Here is a 16638-nt window from a genome sequence, read left to right as displayed (position 1 = left end):
TTAGAGGGGTCCTCAGCGCAACAGCACGGCGCATCATCACAGGAGAAATCAGGCCATGACCTTCCCTTGGAAGAAATTTGTTTCCACTGCAGTCACTCTTCTGCTCGGCTTTGGTGCGGCGGCCTTCGCCCAGAGCACGACTGACCCTTTGAAGAAGGGTTTCGAGGACCCGCCTCAAAGCGCGCGTCCTCGCGTGTGGTGGCACTGGATGAACGGCAACATCACGCAGGAGGGCATCAAGGCCGATCTCGAGTGGATGCATCGCGTCGGGATCGCCGGTTATCAGAACTTCGACGCCGCGCTGCAGACTCCGCAGGTTGTGCCGAAGCGGCTGGCCTATATGACGCCCGATTGGAAGCAGGCCTTTGTCTATGCCACGAAGCTGACTGATCAGCTGGGAATGGAAGAAGCCATTGCCGGGTCGCCCGGATGGAGCGAGACGGGAGGGCCCTGGGTTCCCGCTGAGCACGGGATGAAGAAATACGTCTGGAGCGAGACGGTTGTGAAGGGAGGGCAGCCGTTCAATGGGAAGCTGCCACATCCTCCTACGAACACCGGCGCGTTCCAGAACATGGCCATTCATGAGCAATTTGGCGGAGAGATGCAGAATCCGCCGCAGTTCTATGCGGATGCAGCGGTCATCGCCTATCGCCGCGCAGCGTCGGACGTGCCGATCGATCCGGAACACGCGAAGATCACGTCCAGCGGCGGCTCCGAGTTTGACGCCGCTGTGCTAAGTGATGGGGACCTGGAGAAGACCACAAAGATTCCGATCCCGGCCAAAGGTTCGGTGTCGTGGGTGCAGTATGAATTCCCTGCTCCGCAGACGATCCGCGCGATCTCGTACGTGACCAAGGATCCGAACTTCATCGAGCGAATGATGGTGGGAACGCCCGAGAAGAATCTGGAAGCGAGCGACGACGGCCAGAACTGGCGGCCTGTGGTGAGTCTCAATGGCGGCGATGCGCCGGAACACACCATTTCGTTTGCAGCAGTGACAGCCAAGTTCTTCCGCGTCACCTTTAAAGCTACCGCTCCGCCACCGCCACCGGCTTGGGCCGAGGGCTTCGATGCCTCGGCACTGGGGATCAAGATTCCACCTCCGCCGAAGGATTACGAAGTTGCGGAGATGGCGCTCTATGCTGCGCCGCGCGTGAACCGGTTCGAAGAGAAAGCAGCGTTTGTACCTGCTCCAGACCTCTACGGATTTGCGACGCCATCAGTCGACGCGGCCGATGCGATCAAGAAGGCTGACGTCGTCGATCTCACTTCGAAGATGCAGCAGGATGGCACGCTCAACTGGACGGCTCCGGATGGCGATTGGGTGGTGCTTCGCTTTGGCTACTCTCTGCTTGGCATTACGAACCATCCCGCAACCAAGGAGGCTACCGGACTCGAAGTGGACAAGCTCGATCGCCGCTTCGTAAAGGACTATTTCGAGAAGTATCTCGACAGCTACAAGGAGACGGTGGGTCCCGAGCTGATGGGCAAGAAAGGCATCCGCTACGTCATCAACGACAGCTGGGAGGCCGGCTCGCAGAACTGGACTGACAACATGATTGCGCAGTTCAAGAAACTGCGCGGCTACGATCCCACGCCGTGGATGCCGGTGCTTGCAGGCCGCGTGGTGGAGAGCGCCGAGGCCAGCGACCGCTTCCTGTGGGACTTCCGTAAGACTATCGGCGACCTGATCGCCAACGAACACTATGGGCAGCTTGAAGAGACGCTGCACGAGCGCGGCATGGGCCACTACGGCGAGTCGCATGAAGGCGGCCGCGCCTTCGTCGCTGACGGCATGGAAGTGAAGAAGTTCAATGAGATCCCGATGTCTGCCATGTGGACGCAGACGCCGGGCGTGAACAAGGAACAGTTTGGCTACAACGCGGATGATCGCGAATCCGCGTCTGTGGCCCACCTTTATGGGCAGAACCTTGCTGCGGCTGAATCGCTTACGGCGGCTGCCGCGCCATGGGCGTGGTCACCGGCAACGCTGAAACCCACCGCCGATCAAGAACTGCTCAACGGCATCAACCGCTTCGTGATTCACGAGTCGGCTCACCAGCCGCTGGTGGATCCGGCGAAGGAGCCAGGTCTTACGCTTGGGCCGTTCGGCCAGTGGTTCAATCGCAACGAAACATGGGCGGAGCAGGCCGGCGCGTGGATCAACTATCTGGCCCGCTCGAGCTACCTGCTGCAGCAGGGCCACTTCGGCGCGGACCTTGTTTACTTCTACGGTGAAGATTCGAACCTGACGGCAATCTTCAATGACAAGTCGCCTGACATTCCAGCCGGCTATGGCTTCGACTACATCAACGCAGACGGGCTGATTCATGAATTGGGCGTCTCGAATGGCCAGCTCACCACGAAGAGCGGTATGCGCTACAAGGTGCTTGGCCTGGATGCCTACAGCAAGCACATGTCGCTGCCGGTGCTGCGCGCCATCTACAAGCTTGCGCAGGATGGCGCAGTGATCGCCGGCGCCAAGCCTGCAGACGATCCCAGCCTCTCTGATGATGCCGCTGAATTCTCAAAGCTCAACAACGAGCTCTTCGGCGACGGAACCGGCGTGCGCAAGGTGGGCAAGGGCACGGTCTATGCAGGCCAGCCGCTGGCCGCTGTGTTCGATGCGCTGCAGCTCAAGCCCGACTTCGACTACACCAAGCCGCAGAAGGATAACGAACTGCGGTTCGTACATCGCAAACTGGCGGACGGCGATCTCTACTTTGTCGACAATCGCGGCGACAACGAAGCTACAGTCGATGCCACTTTCCGGGTGACCGGCAAGGCGCCGGAACTCTGGCGTGCTGAGACTGGCACCAGCGAGCCTGCATCGTTCAACATCGCCGACGGCCGCACCACGGTTCCGCTGCACCTGGAGCCATGGGGCACCGTGTTCGTGGTCTTCCGCAAGGCTACGGCGGAAAAGTCACACACTGTTCCCAAGCCGACCGAGACGAAGGTCGCTTCTGTCGAAGGCCCGTGGCAGGTTGCATTCCAGTCTGGCCGCGGCGCGCCGCCCTCCATCACGATGGACACGCTCACCGCCTGGAACGAGAGCAGCGATCCCGGCGTGAAGTACTTTGGCGGCGTGGGAACCTACACCAAAACGATCCAGGCATCAGCCGACTGGTTCAGCAAGGGCTCGCATCTCTGGCTTGACCTAGGCGATGTGAAGAACCTAGCGGAAGTCTCGGTGAACGGAAAGGACCTCGGTGTGGTCTGGCATGCGCCTTATCGGATCGATGTCACGTCGGCGCTCAAGCCGGGCAAGAACGATGTCGTCATCACGGTGGTGAACGCCTGGGTGAATCGCTTCATTGGCGACGAGCAGCCCGGCGCGACCAAAATCACCTTTGCCGATGTGAAACCGTACCGGGCGAAATCGCCGCTGCTGCCTTCGGGCCTGATTGGACCGGTAGCTGTGGTTCGCTCGGAAGCGAAGTAATCGAGGATGTTTCACGACAGTTATCTCTCAGGTGGAGGCGCGCTCGGGTAAATCGCCTTATCATTAACGGGAGCCATGATTTCCAGGCGAACATGAGGGCCACGGTCCCGGCCGCGGCCTCCGCCCGGGAGTTATGACTGAAAGCGGCATTGGTTGATCGCGAGTGACAGGATTGGTTGCAAGCCAAGTGCTGGATTGTCGCCGTTGAAGAGCTTTTTGTGGCGCTTTCTGGCACAACGTAGTCCTCTTGTTCTCGAGTAACGCTGGATGCGCGGACTGCTGGATATCTATTTGCAGCCCTCGCCGAAAGCGGATTTTGCAGGGCATCAGCGCGGAATGTGAACAGCCGCCCAGCGGCCGTCAAAGGAGCACGCAGGATGCAACGCAAGGGGGCCGGTGCCGGAGGGAGGAACGCGGTTTTGTCGAAAACTAAGATCAAGCGGCTTTACCTTATCCCGATTCTCTCCAAGGCGCTCGACGTGCTTGAACTGCTCGAACAGACCAACGCACCCGTTGCTCTGGAAGACGTCTACCAGCAGACCAAGATTTCGAAGACCAGTGTCTATCGCATCTTGAAGACGCTCGTGCATCGCGGGTATGTCGCGCAGGGGCAGAACGGGCAGTACCGGCTCGTCTCGCGACCGCGGCGGCTGCGTTTCGGCTTCGCTGCGCAGAGCGCCGAGATGCCCTTCTCCGTTGCTGTCGGCAACAGCGTTTCTTCGGCTGCGGCGGCTGCCGGCATCGAGCTGCTCACGCTCGACAACCGCTACGATCCGGATGTTGCCATCAAGAATGCGGAGCAGTTCGTGAAGGAGCGCGTCGACCTAGTCCTCGAGTTCCAGGTGGAAGAGCATGTCGCTCCGCACGTCGCGCACATCTTCAAGAAGGCTGACATTCCTCTCGTGGCGATCGACATCCCCCACCCCAACGCGACCTACTTTGGGGTCGATAACTTCGAAGTGGGATACGAGGCAGGGGCGCTGCTCGCGCAGTACGCCTGCAACAAGTGGAAGGGCAAGGTCGACTGGGTACTCGGCATCGGCTTCAGCGAGGCTGGATCGTTTGTGCAGAGCCGCATCACCGGCGCATTTGAGGGAATCCGCGAACGGCTCGACCAGGTTCCCGCCGACCGCTTCCTGCGCCTTGAAGGCCGCGGCATGCGCCAACCAAGCTTCGTTGCTGTCTCGGAGTTTCTGCGCAATCAGCGCAAGGGGCAGCGCACGCTGGTGGCCGCCGCGACTGATTCGAGCGCTCTCGGCGTTCTGGACGCAGCGCGCCAAGCCGGACGCGAGCAGGACATCGCCATCGTCGGCCAGGACTGCATTCCTGAGGTGCTCGACGAGATGCGCAGCGGCAAGAGCGCCATTATCGGTTCCGTCTCGCATGGAGCCGAGAGCTACGGCCCGCGCCTCATCCAGCTCGGCATCGCACTGCTGCGCGGACACATCGTGCCGCCGTATAACTACGTCCGCCACCGCGTCGTCACGCCGGAGACTCTGGGCTCCGCCGACCCCGACAATCACAATGGAACCGACCAGAGCTCCGAGCGCGAACCCGCTTCGGCTCTCTGATCGAAAGGCAGGCTCTCGTGGATTCAGACTCCGACTTTTCCGTGTCCACGAAGCCTGCCCGCATCGCCATCGACCTAGGCGCCGAAAGCTGCCGCGTTTCGCTGCTCCGCTGGCGAGGCGACACGCCGCAAATCGAGCTTATTCATCGCCTGCCGAACGGCCCGACCCATGACGGCTCTTCGCTTCGATGGCCGTTCGATCGCATCTTCGCCGGTCTTGAAGAAGGTCTGCGCAAAGCGGCAGATGCAGCGCCGGAAGGTGTGGCTTCGATCGCGGTGGATGGGTGGGCGGTCGACTACGTCCGCCTCAAGGCCCAGGGGGAGCCGATCGCGAATCCCTTCTGCTATCGGGACGAGCGTACGATCGCAACCAAAGAGCGCGCCGACCAGCTCATTTCTGCGGCCAGCCTGTTTCAGAAGGCGGGCGCGCAGCCGCTGCGCATCAATACCCTCTACCAGCTCATGGCCGATCCGGAGTCAGGCATCGATGCGCATGCTCCGTGGGTCAACCTGCCTGAGTATGTGCTGCACCGTCTGGGTGGCCGACGCGTTGCCGAGTACACTAACGCCACGCACACGGGCCTCGTCGACATCGCCACTGGCGACTGGTCGCATCAACTGCTTGATCTCTTCGGCATTCCCGCTGATCATCTGCCGCCGATCGTCTCAACGGGAACCATCGTCGGCCGTCTCAACGGCCCGGTCGCTGAGCTGCCAGCGTTTCGCAGCACGCAGCTCGTCGTTCCCGCGTGCCACGACACGGCGTCGGCCATCGCCGGCATCGCCACTGATCTCGATGGAACAGCCTACATCTGTTCCGGAACGTGGTCGCTGGTCGGTACGGTCGTTTCCTCGCCAATCATCACCGAAGAGGCCCTCCAAGCCGGCTACACCAACCAGGGCGCAGCCGCCGGCGGATTCTGCTTCCACACCAACGTCAATGGCATGTGGATCCTCAAGCAGTGTCTCGAGAGCTGGAGGCAGGCCGGCCGCGCCTGGGAGATCTCCGCGCTCATCGCCCAGGCCGAAGAGTGCGACTGCGCAGGCATTATTCCCGTTGATGCAGCGCCGCTCATGCTCGATGGAGATATGCCTGAGCGCCTGAATGATGAGCTTCGCAAGATCGGATGTGCGACGATCGAAAACTGCGCAGGCAACGAACCGAAGTTTGCGCGCCTCATCTTCGAGAGCCTCGCCAGCCGCTACAAGTCCGCCATCGAGAGTCTCGAATCAATGCTGGGCCGGCCCATTCGCCGCATTCACATTCTTGGCGGAGGCAGCCAGAACCAGCTCCTCACGCGCCTCACCGCCCAGCACACCGGCCTTCCCGTCGAAACCGGAAATGTCGAAAGCTCCACCATCGGCAACTTCGCCGTGCAACTCGCCGCAGCCGAATCGCCCAACGGCAAGCTCACACTGGAATCCCTCCGCCGCTGGGCACTTGTCCTCTCGGAGTCGAGCGTCAGGCAATAGCCGCGAAAGCCGACAACCGTGTTCGTTTGTCCTTCTTCCCTTTGTCCCTCTATCCCTGTATTTCTGGTCCCTATTGCCTATCCCCTACTCTCAACCTTTAAACTCCCGCCATGACGCGCAATCAGGTTTTCTCCCTCGTAGCAGTTTCGGCCCTCGCCTCGTTCAGTGCTTCCCTCGTCGCCCAACAGCCCACTCAGCCCAAGATGAAGCCGGAAGAAACCGAGATCTGGCAGCCGGTTCCCCCGGTTGTTACGCCCGCCAAAGACGCCGGCGCCGCGCCCTCTGACGCCATCGTCCTCTTCGACGGCAAGAACCTCGACGAATGGGTCAACGTCAAGGATCACGGCCCTGCTTCCTGGGACGTGGTTGACGGCCTTATGAAGGTCAAGAAGTCCGGCGGCAACATCGAAACCAAGCAGAAGTTCAAGAACTACCAGCTTCACATCGAGTTCCGCGTACCCGAGTCCATCACCGGCTCAGGCCAGGCCCGCGGCAACAGCGGAGTCTTCCTCGCCTCCACCGGCCCGGGGGACGACGGATACGAACTCCAGGTGCTCGACTCCTACCAGAACTCGACTTATGTGAACGGCATGGCCGGCAGCATCTACAAGCAGGCGATCCCGCTGGCTAATGCCGCGCGCAAGCCCGGCGAGTGGAACGTCTACGACATCGTCTGGACCGCGCCCACGTTCAACGAAGACGGCTCGGTCAAGACGCCCGCGTACGCCACCGTCTTCTGGAACGGCGTCATCGTCGAAAATCACTTCGAGCTGAAGGGTCAGACGCTCTACATCGGCAAGCCGTTCTACAAGGCCTACGACAGCGCGCCCATCAAGCTGCAGGCCCATGGGGACAAATCAGAGCCCATCAGCTTCCGCAACATCTGGGTCCGCAATCTGCCGTAACACAGAGAAGAAGAGAAACAGAGAAGCAGGGAATCTCCCCTCGGCGGATCGGGTCGCTGTTTCTCTGTATCCCCTTTTCCCTGTTTCTCTGTACTGCTTCTCAACTCACGCCCCTTGCGTATATGTAGCCTTCCCGTTCACAAAGTGCGCCGTGAGCACCTGTCCCCGCATCTTCGGATCAAACGAGATGTGCACCCATGTTCCTTCCTGAATCAGCTGGTCGAACTGAATCGTCCCGTCGGCCTGGATCTTTTTGACAATCTCCAGAGGAACGCCGAAGCTCCGGCAAACGAAATCCGCCGCGTAGCCCGTCACATGCGCTGAGGTAGGAACACCCCCAACCGCGTGGTTAAGTGCCGGGCAGCGGTACCCGGAATCAATGTTGAGTGGGAGTCCCAGCAAGGCGCGCACCTGTTCGAGGCCGGCGGCTGTTGCCTTCAAATGCTCCACCACATCGGGCGGTGGTGTGTTGTCGATGCTCTGCCTGACGGCGGTTGAGCTGAAGGTCATTTCATCGAGACTGAAGTGATCGCTGAGTTGCATGACTCCCCCTTCGAAACAAAATATCCCGGCTTCCGCCAAAGCACACTAACTATTCCGGAACCAACCGCGTTACTAGCGGTTCCAATCCGGGCAGGATTTCCCCTTGCGATTCGCTTTTTATTCGCTATAATCCACGCATGGCTGTCACCAGGCGACAAAAAGAAGTCCTCGACTTCCTCGATACCTTCGTCGGCCGCAACGGCTACTCCCCATCCTTCGAAGAGATCGCACGCGGCATGGGGCTCAAGAGCCTTGCCACAGTGCACAAGCACATCACCAATCTCGAGAAGAAGGGCATGCTCGACCGTGTGCACAACCGCAGCCGATCCATTGACGTGCTGCCCCCCGGAACCCGCACCCGTACCAGCGACCGGCTTCCCCTTGCCGGGCGCATTGCAGCAGGTCTCCCAGTTGAGACCAGCGAAAATGTGGAGACTATTTCGCTGCACGACGTGGTCGGCAATCGCGATGTCTTCGCCCTCGAGGTTCGTGGCGATTCCATGCGCGACGAGCACATCATCTCCGGCGATTACGTGCTGGTGGAGCGCACCAAGACCGCCAAGCAGGGCGAGATCGTTGTCGCCCTGGTACACGGCGCTGAAACCACGCTGAAACGCTTCTACTCGGAAGGCAGCACGATTCGCCTGCAGCCCTCGAACATCGAGATGGAGCCGATCTACGTGCCCGCCAACCAGGTTGCCATCCAGGGCCGCGTGCTCGGCGTCCTGCGCAAGTACCACTAGAACGCAGCAAGATTCGCGCAAAGAAAATCCCCGGCCCTCAAAGAGGCGCCGGGGATTTGTTCTACTACTCGCTGCTTAGTAAAGCCGGAAGTTCACCGCGATTGTCACCATCACCGGGACCGGCGTACGTCCATCCTTCAGTGCCGGCTTGAACTTGTACTTCCGTACAGCTTCCAGCGCTTTCTCGTCCAGGCCCATGCCCAGCGGCCGCACCACGCGCGGGTTCTGTGGGTTGCCCTGCGCATCCACGATGAGGCTGATCATGACTTCGCCCTGGTACTTGGCGCGGCGCGCCTCATCGCTGAATTCCGCTTCAGGCGCGTTGATCGCTACAGGAGCAGAAATGCCGCCGCCGACGCGGTAAACGCCGCCACCTGTGTTCCCGCCGGATCCGGGTCCGTAGCCGTTTCCATTGCCGGAACCAAGGCCACCGCCCGATCCCGTGCCCATGCCGCCGCCGGTTCCCTGCCCATTTGAGGCCAGGCTCACGTTGGGCGAGTTGTGCACGCCGATCATGGGCAGCATCGGATTGTCAGGCAGCTTGATGTCTTTCTGAACATTGATCGCGGAATCAACGGCCAGCTTCGGCTTCTCGATCAACGGAACCATCGGGGGAGCCTGCGGGTGCGGATCAATCTTCGGCAGGTGTCCCTTGATCGGGTCCACCAGGTCATGAGAACCGCCGCCACCACCGCCGCCGGCCTTCACGGCTGCCTTGGGCGCCTTGAAGTCGGAGATATCGATGTTGGACATGCCGGTGACTTGCGGCTTCTTAATTTCCTGGTAGATCTTGCGCGCGCCGAAGACCAGCACAATTGCGAGAATCAAGCCGTTGATCACGGTGGCCGAACCTACGGCCCAGGGGTTCGTCTTGACCGCCATGCGGTCAGGAACCGGAATCGGTGTGGAGGTCAGCTCGAGCGGCGGAAGCTTGGGCGGGAAGAAGACGTCGTGTACGTTGTCGTACAGCTCCTTCCAGATCGGCTTCTCTTCAAACGCTTTTCCGAGGAAAGCATCGAGTTCATGACCTTCCGACGTGGGAACGTCAGACGGGGTAATGGTCTGTGTCATAAATGTACTGCCGGCCATTCCGCCGGATTCTGTTCCCCTTTGATCTGCAGGCCGGTGATGGCCGTTGCCATTCCCGCCTAGTGATCCATTATGCTCGAATGCCGTCGGTCTTGTCGCGGCGAACGAGGTGGAAGTCTCCGAGTGATGACTCGAGTCTACCGGACGAGCTGGGGACTGTCCGGGCTCCAGAATCTCATATTCTGTAGGCTTAGGAACTCCCATAAAGTAATAGACGACCCGCCTTGTGAGTTGTTAGGGTGCACATCCCGAAAAACAGTGTGAGTTAGGCCCAATCTAACGCGAAACTAGCCGTTCTGCCAGCTTTGGTGCCGTTTCCTCTGGATTCTGGTCCGGATCGGATCGGAACGAGATCGGGCCCGATCGGACCGGAGCGCCTGGAATTGTTCCAGCCAGGCCGGCATTGAAGAATCGCCGCTCCCGCCAGTTACACTGGAAGAGAAGATTCTGCACGAATTTACGGAGAAACGATGCCCGCAGCGCCGGAACTCAAGGCGACCCTGAATCTGCCCCAGACGGCCTTCCCCATGAAGGCCAATCTGCCTCAGAATGAACCACTTCGCCTGGCCCGCTGGGCGTCTCTGCGCCTCTACGACGAGCTGCGGAAGGCCGGAAAGGGCCGCCCTTCCTACATCCTCCACGACGGTCCGCCTTATGCCAATGGCCCCATTCACCTGGGCCACGCCCTCAACAAGGGCTTGAAGGACTTCGTCGTAAAGTCCAGGACGATGGCTGGTTACGATGCCCCCTACGTTCCGGGGTACGACTGCCATGGCCTGCCGATTGAGATCAAGGTTGACGAGCAGCTCGGCCGTAAAAAGCTCGAAATGCCCGCCGCTGAGGTGTTGGATGCATGCCGCGCCTACGCGCAGAAATATATTGACCTGCAGACCTCGCAATTCGAGCGTATCGGTGTCTTCGGCCGCTGGGCCACGCCCTACAAGACAATGTCGCGGGACTATGAGGCGCGGACGCTCGAAGCCTTCTACGGCTTCCTCGAGAAGGGCTTTGTCTACCGCGGACTCAAGCCGGTTTACTGGTGCATCCACGACCGCACCGCGCTGGCCGACGCCGAAATTGAGTACGAGAACCACACCAGTCCTTCGGTGTATGTGCGCTACAAGCTGACTTCACCGGCCGAAGCCCTCGATCCCGCGCTGGCCGGCCGCGAAGTCTATACGATCATCTGGACGACGACGCCCTGGACGCTGCCCGCGTCTCTGGCGGTCGCCTTCCATCCTGATTTCGACTACGTCGCGCTGGCGACGGCAGACGGCCCGGTGTACATCGTGGCTGCCGAACTCGCCTCCAGTGTTGTGGCAGCGACAAAGTTGGAGAACCCGGTCGAGATCGCACGTTTCAAAGGCGCGAAGCTGGAGCGCCAGACCTTCCAGCACCCGTTCCTTGATCGCTCTATCCTCGGGGTCCTGGGCGATTACGTCACAGCCGACACCGGTACCGGCGCCGTGCACACGGCGCCTTCGCATGGCGCAGAGGACTTCTACACCGGGCAGAAGTACGGGCTCGACCTCACGTGCCGTGTCGATGCCTCGGGGCGCATCCACGTGGACGAAGCCGCGTGGCCGCACACTACTCCTGCGCCTTACGACGGCCTCACCGTGTGGAAGGCAAACCCCGTCATCATCGCCATGCTTGTGGAGCGCGGCGCGCTGCTGGGCTCCGGGAACCTGGAACACTCGTATCCGCACTGCTGGCGCTGCCACAACCCGGTCATCTTCCGCGCCACCGAGCAGTGGTTCATTTCGCTTGAGACGCCGATGAAGCGCCAGGACGGATCCGAGACGACCTTCCGCCAGTTGAGCGTTGAAGAGATCGACAAGGTCACGTGGGATCCGGGCTGGGGCAAAGAGCGCATCACCAACATGATTGCGACGCGCCCCGACTGGTGCATCAGCCGCCAGCGCATCTGGGGCGTGCCCATCGCCGTATTCATGTGCGAGGGCTGCAACGAGCCCTTCATCGACGCGGGCCTGAACCGCAAAATCATTCAGCTCTTCGATGACGAAGGCGCAGAGGCATGGCACGCCCCCAAAGCGATGGAACTGCTGTCCGCCCATGCGAAGTGCGCGAAATGCGGCAAGTCCGAGTTCCGCAAGGAAACCGACATCCTCGATGTGTGGTTCGACTCCGGCACGAGCTGGTTCGCAGTTTGCGAATCGGACGCGGATCTGCGCGAACAATATAAGGCCTTTCAGCGGGGCAATGGCCCGACGGTGTTGTATCTGGAAGGCGGCGACCAGCACCGCGGCTGGTTCCACTCTTCCCTGCTCACCAGCGTTGCACTGCGCGGGCGGGCGCCGTATTCGCACGTTGCTACTGCCGGCTGGACGCTCGATGAGCAGGGCCGCGCCATGTCGAAGTCGCTTGGCAACGGCGTCGACCCGGTGGATATCGCTCAGCGCATGGGTGGCGAGATCGTACGGCTCTGGGTCGCGTCGGTCGACTTCCGCGAAGACATGGCAGCCAGCGAAAACCTAATGGCCCGCTGCGCGGAGATCTACCGCAAGCTGCGCAATACGTTCCGGTTTCTGCTGGGGAACCTCAGCGGTTTCAACCCTGCGACGGATGCTGTGCCAGAAGCCGAGCTATTGCCGCTGGATCGATACATGCTGGCGCGCACCCGCGAGCTAACGGAGAAGATCCTCGGCTGGTATGCGGCGTTCGAGTTCCACCGCGTGTATCACGCAGTGAACGAGTTTGCCATCGTCGACCTCAGCTCGTTCTACCTCGACGTGCTGAAGGACCGCATGTACACCTTCGCGCCGACGAACCCGGCGCGGCGCTCGGCCCAGACCGTGCTCTGGAAGATCACCGAGACGCTGGTGCGGCTCGTTGCGCCCATCCTCAGCTTTACAGCGGATGAAGTGTGGGAGTACCTGCCCGCTGTGGAAGGCCGCGAAGTCAGCGTCCATCTCGCGCTGTTTCCAAAGCCGGAGGAAGTGTTCGCGTCAGAGTCGGCTCCTGTGCTCGACGAGTGGAAGCGCCTCTTTGAAGTGCGCGATGAAGCACTGCGCGTTCTCGAAGAAGCGCGGCAGGCCAAGCGCATCGGCAAGGGGCTTGAAGCTGAGCTCGAAATCGCCGCAGCAGGCGAGCAGCTTGCGCTGCTCGAAAGGCACGCTGCCGGCCTCAAAGAGATCCTGAACGTGTCGCGGGTTAGCGTGGTCTCTGGCGAAAGTCTGCGCGTCACTGCCCTGCCCGCCAGCGGCCACAAGTGCGCCCGCTGCTGGAACTTTATGCCGGAAGTCTCGAACTACGGCATCTGGCAGAACGTCTGCACCCGCTGCCATCAGGCCCTGCAAGAAATGAACATTGAACCGCCGAAAGCCGAGGATGCAGCGTGAGCCTCACCTCCGCAATCCGGCTGCCGTGGCTGCTGCTCATCTCGCTCGCGGTCTTCACGGCGGATCGCTGGACAAAGACCTGGGTGGAAGCGCACATTGCGCTCGGCAGCGCCATCCCGGTCATTGATCACATCTTTCGCCTCTCGCACTGGACCAACGAGGGCGCGGCGTTCTCGATGTTCGCCGAGTCCGCTTCGCCGCACCTAGTGCGCTGGGGACTGATCGGGTTCACCATCATCGCGTCGATTGCCGTGCTCATCGCGATGGTCCGCCTGGGCCATCGCTTCACGCTTACCACGATCGCGCTGGCGCTCATCTTCGGCGGCGCGCTCGGCAACGTGCACGACCGTATCGAATACGGCTCCGTGGTCGACTTCCTCGAAGTCCACATCTTCAGCTATCACTGGCCCGACTTCAACGTGGCCGACAGCGCCGTCGTCATCGGTGCCTGTCTGCTGGTGCTCGACTCAATTTGGGGCCATCGGCCGGCTGCCGAACCCGCCGACGGCACTCAGTAAATACCGGCAGGAAATCCTGTCTCACTCTCCGTTTCACCCCGCTCGGATACCGCTTCAAACCGCAACGGTTTTCCGCGATTCGGCGACTTCCTACCATTTGAGGCATGGCACTTCGCGTGTACAGGCCCCCTCTTCCGCTCTCGCAGTATGTCGAATTCATGTGGCGTGCAACAGGTTCTGGGTTGCAGCCGTCGCGACAGCGGATCTATCCCGATGGCTCAATGGCGCTGGTGATTCACCTGCGACGGGAGAGCACATGCTTCTTTATTGACGACCAGGCCTGCAGCGTTCGAGTGCCCTTACTTGCCGGCCCTTGGTCGCGATCGTTCCAGATCGACCCGTCTCAGTCTTCGCCGGCCATCGGCGTTGTCTTTCGTCCTGGCGCGGCTCGCATGTTTTTTCCCGTAGCTGCGCATGAGCTGCACAACATCGATATCACGCTCTGTGATCTTGACCGTGGCGACGCGAATCGTCTGCTCAACGACGTTTGCTCCGCAGTCGGCATCGACGCCGAGTTTCGCGCGCTCGAACGTTATTTGCACATGAAGCTGGCGGAGGCCCGTCCGCTTCATCCGGCAATCCGGTACGCCGTCGATCAATTGTCGCGCGAAGGCGTTTCGGCGAGCATTCAAAGGATTCAGACGGATACCGGCTTGAGTCATACACGGTTCATTCATTTGTTCCGGGAACACGTTGGTCTTACGCCGAAACTGTTCGGCCGCGTGCGCCGATTTCGCGCTCTTCTCCAACGGATCGAGAAGGGTGTTCCCGTGAACTGGGCAGAGCTTGCCGCTGATTGTGGATACTTCGATCAGGCGCACCTCATCCACGATTTCCGCGCCTTCGCTGCCATCACTCCGCGTGACTACAGCCGGATGGCGTCCGGCGATGTCAGCAGCTTGATTACCGCTGCCGTAAAAAGTTGAATTTCTTACAATACGGGTGCTTCCGCCATGGGCAGAATCGGTCCATGACGAATTCTTCTTTCAACACTCTTCGGGCTGGCTTCCGGCGAAGCGCATGGATGGTGCTCACCCTCATCCTCGCGATGGGGCTGCTCTACGCATCTGAACCCATCCAATACCCAAACAACTTCCGCCTGTGGGTACATGTAGGAACCGGCGTCATTCTGCCTGGCGGCCCGATACCTGAGAGCGAACAGGGCATGCACCATATCTTCGCCAATCAGAAGGCTGTCGATGGCTATGCTTCCGGCAACTTTGCTGACGGTTCGGTAGTCGTGTACGAACTGCGCGAGGCTCGGCAACAGAATGGAATCATCTTCGAAGGCAGTCGCAGGAGAGTCGACGTGATGATCAAAGACTCAAACCTTTATAAAAACACCGGGGGATGGCGCTTCGAGCGCTTCATGGGCAACGGCCAGACTGAAGACGTAATTCATGACTCGGGAGCGTCATGCTTCGAATGCCACAAAAAGGCCAACGCGCACGGATTCGTTATCAGCCAGATCCATTGAGAGCTGGCGACGGTGCCTAGAGCACCTTCGCCAGCCAGTGCCCCGTGAGTTCCTCGAAGTCCACATCTTCAGCTACCGCTAGCTCGACTTCGACGTAGCCGACAGCGCCGTCGTCATCGGCGCTTGACTCTCTATACACGCACACCGCGAAGTCACCGCCGTCGAGTAGATGACAGATTCTTCATTTGACTTTGCTGAATAATTCCTGCCAACTCAAATCCGAAGTCATGTAAGCTGCTTAGGAGAGAGAGGTGGCAATCCTCGTGACGTCATCTGGGTTGCGCTTTGCAGGCAGTTTGAGCGTGGTGTCTGCGCTGGTCCTTTGCACAGTCGGATGCGGCAGCACCTCTCCGGGAACCAAGACCGGCGGCAGCGGCGGAGGCGGGAATCCGCCACCGACCTACGTGACTGAATACCTTTACGCAGGCGGCTATCCTTTCATCGATCAATACAAGCTGAGCACCAGCACCGGAATCCCCAATGCGCCGGTGCAGATGAACGTCAAGGGTGCTCCCAACATGGCAGCCACTGTTCCGACGAAATTCCTGTTCGCCGCTCAGAATGGCGGGCATAATGCGGCCGGCCCTGCCTTCAATGCGTTCTCAATCAACTCTGATGGCACCCTGACGCTGGTAGCCGGGTCACCGTTTGTCCTGCCGGATCCTGAACTCGCAGGAATGGACCCAGGCTTCATGGCCCTCACGCCGGATAACTCTGCGCTGTACGTCATGATGCCCACAGCCACCTGGAAGGCCTTTGTAACTGGGTTCAGCGTCGATACGGCGACGGGAAAGCTCACGCCTCTCTCAACGAAGATCAGCTTCGGCCCCGACTCCGGCAATGCATCCGGAGCCGGGCAGCTGGTGGTAGACCCATCGGGACACAATGTTTATGCGGCTATTGGTGCAACAGACATCGACGATGCGAACGGACACCCTCAGGCGGGTATCGCGGCGTTCTCAATCGATCCAACAACGAAGGAACTGACGCAGCTTTCGGGGTCGCCCTACCTGCTCCCGAGTTTCTCAGGTCCCGGCGATCCCGTGATTGACCCCACGGGCCATTTCGTCTATGTCGCGGTCTCAGCGTTGAATCAGGTCCAGGGATATACGCGCAACACCACCACTGGCGTATTGACGCCCATGCCAGGCGCGGCCTTTGCGGCCGGACCTTTCCTGGCCGGGTTGGCGATGCATCCTTCAGGGAAGTTCGTGTTTGTTTTGGATTACAACCAGATAGTCACGTATTCAATCGATAGCAGCACTGGTCAACTTAAAGATATCTCTACCTGGACCGGCAACGGTGGCCCTGGAAGCTGCAGCCCGGTGCCGGCTTTCGTGGTAGATCCCACCGGAACCTACCTCTATGCCTCCAATGCGGCCTCTGCTATCTGCGTCCTTCAGGTCGATCAGACTTCTGGGGCATTGAAACTGATCAACGGCGCGGTACCCGCTCCCAATGGCGATGGCCTAGCATCCTCGATGGTTCTGGTGAAGGCTCAATAGACAATTGG

General features: G+C 60.3%; 13 protein-coding genes. 10 read left to right on the top strand and 3 right to left on the bottom strand.

Annotation, left to right across the window (positions count from 1 at the left end):
- The first annotated feature begins 55 nt into the window (after nt 1-55).
- From MOP44_RS18160 to MOP44_RS18145, 4 genes are all read left to right on the top strand, one after another.
- Nucleotides 56-3445, top strand: a complete 3390-nt coding sequence (locus MOP44_RS18160; protein ID WP_260791666.1) for a glycosyl hydrolase — start codon at nt 56-58, stop codon at nt 3443-3445.
- 419 nt (nt 3446-3864) lie between these two features.
- Nucleotides 3865-5016 carry a substrate-binding domain-containing protein gene (locus tag MOP44_RS18155; RefSeq protein WP_260791665.1) on the top strand — a complete coding sequence of 384 codons (1152 nt, stop codon included), beginning with the start codon at nt 3865-3867 and terminating at the stop codon, nt 5014-5016.
- Nucleotides 5017-5057: 41 nt separating this feature from the next.
- Nucleotides 5058-6488, top strand: a complete 1431-nt coding sequence (locus MOP44_RS18150) for a rhamnulokinase (protein ID WP_260791664.1) — start codon at nt 5058-5060, stop codon at nt 6486-6488.
- 110 nt (nt 6489-6598) lie between these two features.
- Nucleotides 6599-7393, top strand: coding sequence for a 3-keto-disaccharide hydrolase (locus MOP44_RS18145; RefSeq protein ID WP_260791663.1), 795 nt, complete (start codon nt 6599-6601; stop codon nt 7391-7393).
- 105 nt (nt 7394-7498) lie between these two features.
- Here MOP44_RS18145 and MOP44_RS18140 read toward each other — a convergent pair whose 3' ends face one another.
- Complete coding sequence (locus MOP44_RS18140; protein WP_260791662.1) at nt 7499-7936, bottom strand: D-Ala-D-Ala carboxypeptidase family metallohydrolase; 438 nt, start codon at nt 7934-7936, stop codon at nt 7499-7501.
- Between the two features lie 137 nt (nt 7937-8073).
- Between MOP44_RS18140 and lexA the strand changes: the two genes are divergently transcribed.
- Nucleotides 8074-8679, top strand: a complete 606-nt coding sequence (gene lexA, locus MOP44_RS18135) for a transcriptional repressor LexA (protein ID WP_260791661.1) — start codon at nt 8074-8076, stop codon at nt 8677-8679.
- Nucleotides 8680-8754: 75 nt separating this feature from the next.
- Here the strand turns inward: lexA and MOP44_RS18130 are convergent, their stop codons facing one another.
- The gene (locus MOP44_RS18130) at nt 8755-9750 is read right to left on the bottom strand and encodes an energy transducer TonB (protein ID WP_260791660.1); all 996 of its coding nucleotides are present in this window, start codon (nt 9748-9750) and stop codon (nt 8755-8757) included.
- Nucleotides 9751-10238: 488 nt separating this feature from the next.
- Between MOP44_RS18130 and ileS the strand changes: the two genes are divergently transcribed.
- The 4 genes from ileS (at nt 10239) to MOP44_RS18110 (ending at nt 15125) form a co-directional block, all read left to right on the top strand.
- Nucleotides 10239-13130 carry an isoleucine--tRNA ligase gene (gene ileS / locus MOP44_RS18125; RefSeq protein ID WP_260791659.1) on the top strand — a complete coding sequence of 964 codons (2892 nt, stop codon included), beginning with the start codon at nt 10239-10241 and terminating at the stop codon, nt 13128-13130.
- Complete coding sequence (lspA, locus tag MOP44_RS18120; protein ID WP_260791658.1) at nt 13127-13648, top strand: signal peptidase II; 522 nt, start codon at nt 13127-13129, stop codon at nt 13646-13648. The genes ileS and lspA overlap by 4 nt, the downstream gene beginning before the upstream one ends.
- A 104-nt stretch (nt 13649-13752) precedes the next feature.
- Nucleotides 13753-14574 (top strand): AraC family transcriptional regulator, encoded by an 822-nt coding sequence (locus MOP44_RS18115; protein WP_260791657.1) that lies wholly within the window; start codon nt 13753-13755, stop codon nt 14572-14574.
- 44 nt (nt 14575-14618) lie between these two features.
- The gene (locus MOP44_RS18110) at nt 14619-15125 is read left to right on the top strand and encodes a cytochrome P460 family protein (protein WP_260791656.1); all 507 of its coding nucleotides are present in this window, start codon (nt 14619-14621) and stop codon (nt 15123-15125) included.
- A 16-nt stretch (nt 15126-15141) separates the two neighbouring features.
- On the opposite strand, the gene MOP44_RS18105 is transcribed toward MOP44_RS18110, so the two are convergent.
- Nucleotides 15142-15264, bottom strand: coding sequence for a hypothetical protein (locus tag MOP44_RS18105; protein WP_260791655.1), 123 nt, complete (start codon nt 15262-15264; stop codon nt 15142-15144).
- A 112-nt stretch (nt 15265-15376) separates the two neighbouring features.
- On the opposite strand from MOP44_RS18105, the gene MOP44_RS18100 reads away from it, so the two are divergent.
- Nucleotides 15377-16630 carry a lactonase family protein gene (locus tag MOP44_RS18100; protein WP_260791654.1) on the top strand — a complete coding sequence of 418 codons (1254 nt, stop codon included), beginning with the start codon at nt 15377-15379 and terminating at the stop codon, nt 16628-16630.
- Nucleotides 16631-16638: the final 8 nt, after the last annotated feature.

The organism is Occallatibacter riparius (assembly GCF_025264625.1).
Taxonomy (GTDB): domain Bacteria; phylum Acidobacteriota; class Terriglobia; order Terriglobales; family Acidobacteriaceae; genus Telmatobacter; species Telmatobacter riparius.
The sequence above is the reverse complement of the archived record's forward strand: the minus strand, read 5'-3'. Positions and strand labels throughout refer to the sequence as shown.

What these genes read in the sequence shown, in the direction of transcription:
- MOP44_RS18160 (WP_260791666.1), top strand. Translation starts at nt 56, where the DNA reads ATGACCTTCCCTTGGAAGAAATTTGTTTCCACTGCAGTCACTCTTCTG.
- MOP44_RS18115 (WP_260791657.1), top strand. Translation starts at nt 13,753, where the DNA reads ATGGCACTTCGCGTGTACAGGCCCCCTCTTCCGCTCTCGCAGTATGTC.
- lexA (WP_260791661.1), top strand. Translation starts at nt 8,074, where the DNA reads ATGGCTGTCACCAGGCGACAAAAAGAAGTCCTCGACTTCCTCGATACC.
- ileS (WP_260791659.1), top strand. Translation starts at nt 10,239, where the DNA reads ATGCCCGCAGCGCCGGAACTCAAGGCGACCCTGAATCTGCCCCAGACG.
- MOP44_RS18130 (WP_260791660.1), bottom strand. Translation starts at nt 9,750, where the DNA reads ATGACACAGACCATTACCCCGTCTGACGTTCCCACGTCGGAAGGTCAT.
- MOP44_RS18110 (WP_260791656.1), top strand. Translation starts at nt 14,619, where the DNA reads ATGACGAATTCTTCTTTCAACACTCTTCGGGCTGGCTTCCGGCGAAGC.
- MOP44_RS18140 (WP_260791662.1), bottom strand. Translation starts at nt 7,936, where the DNA reads ATGCAACTCAGCGATCACTTCAGTCTCGATGAAATGACCTTCAGCTCA.
- MOP44_RS18145 (WP_260791663.1), top strand. Translation starts at nt 6,599, where the DNA reads ATGACGCGCAATCAGGTTTTCTCCCTCGTAGCAGTTTCGGCCCTCGCC.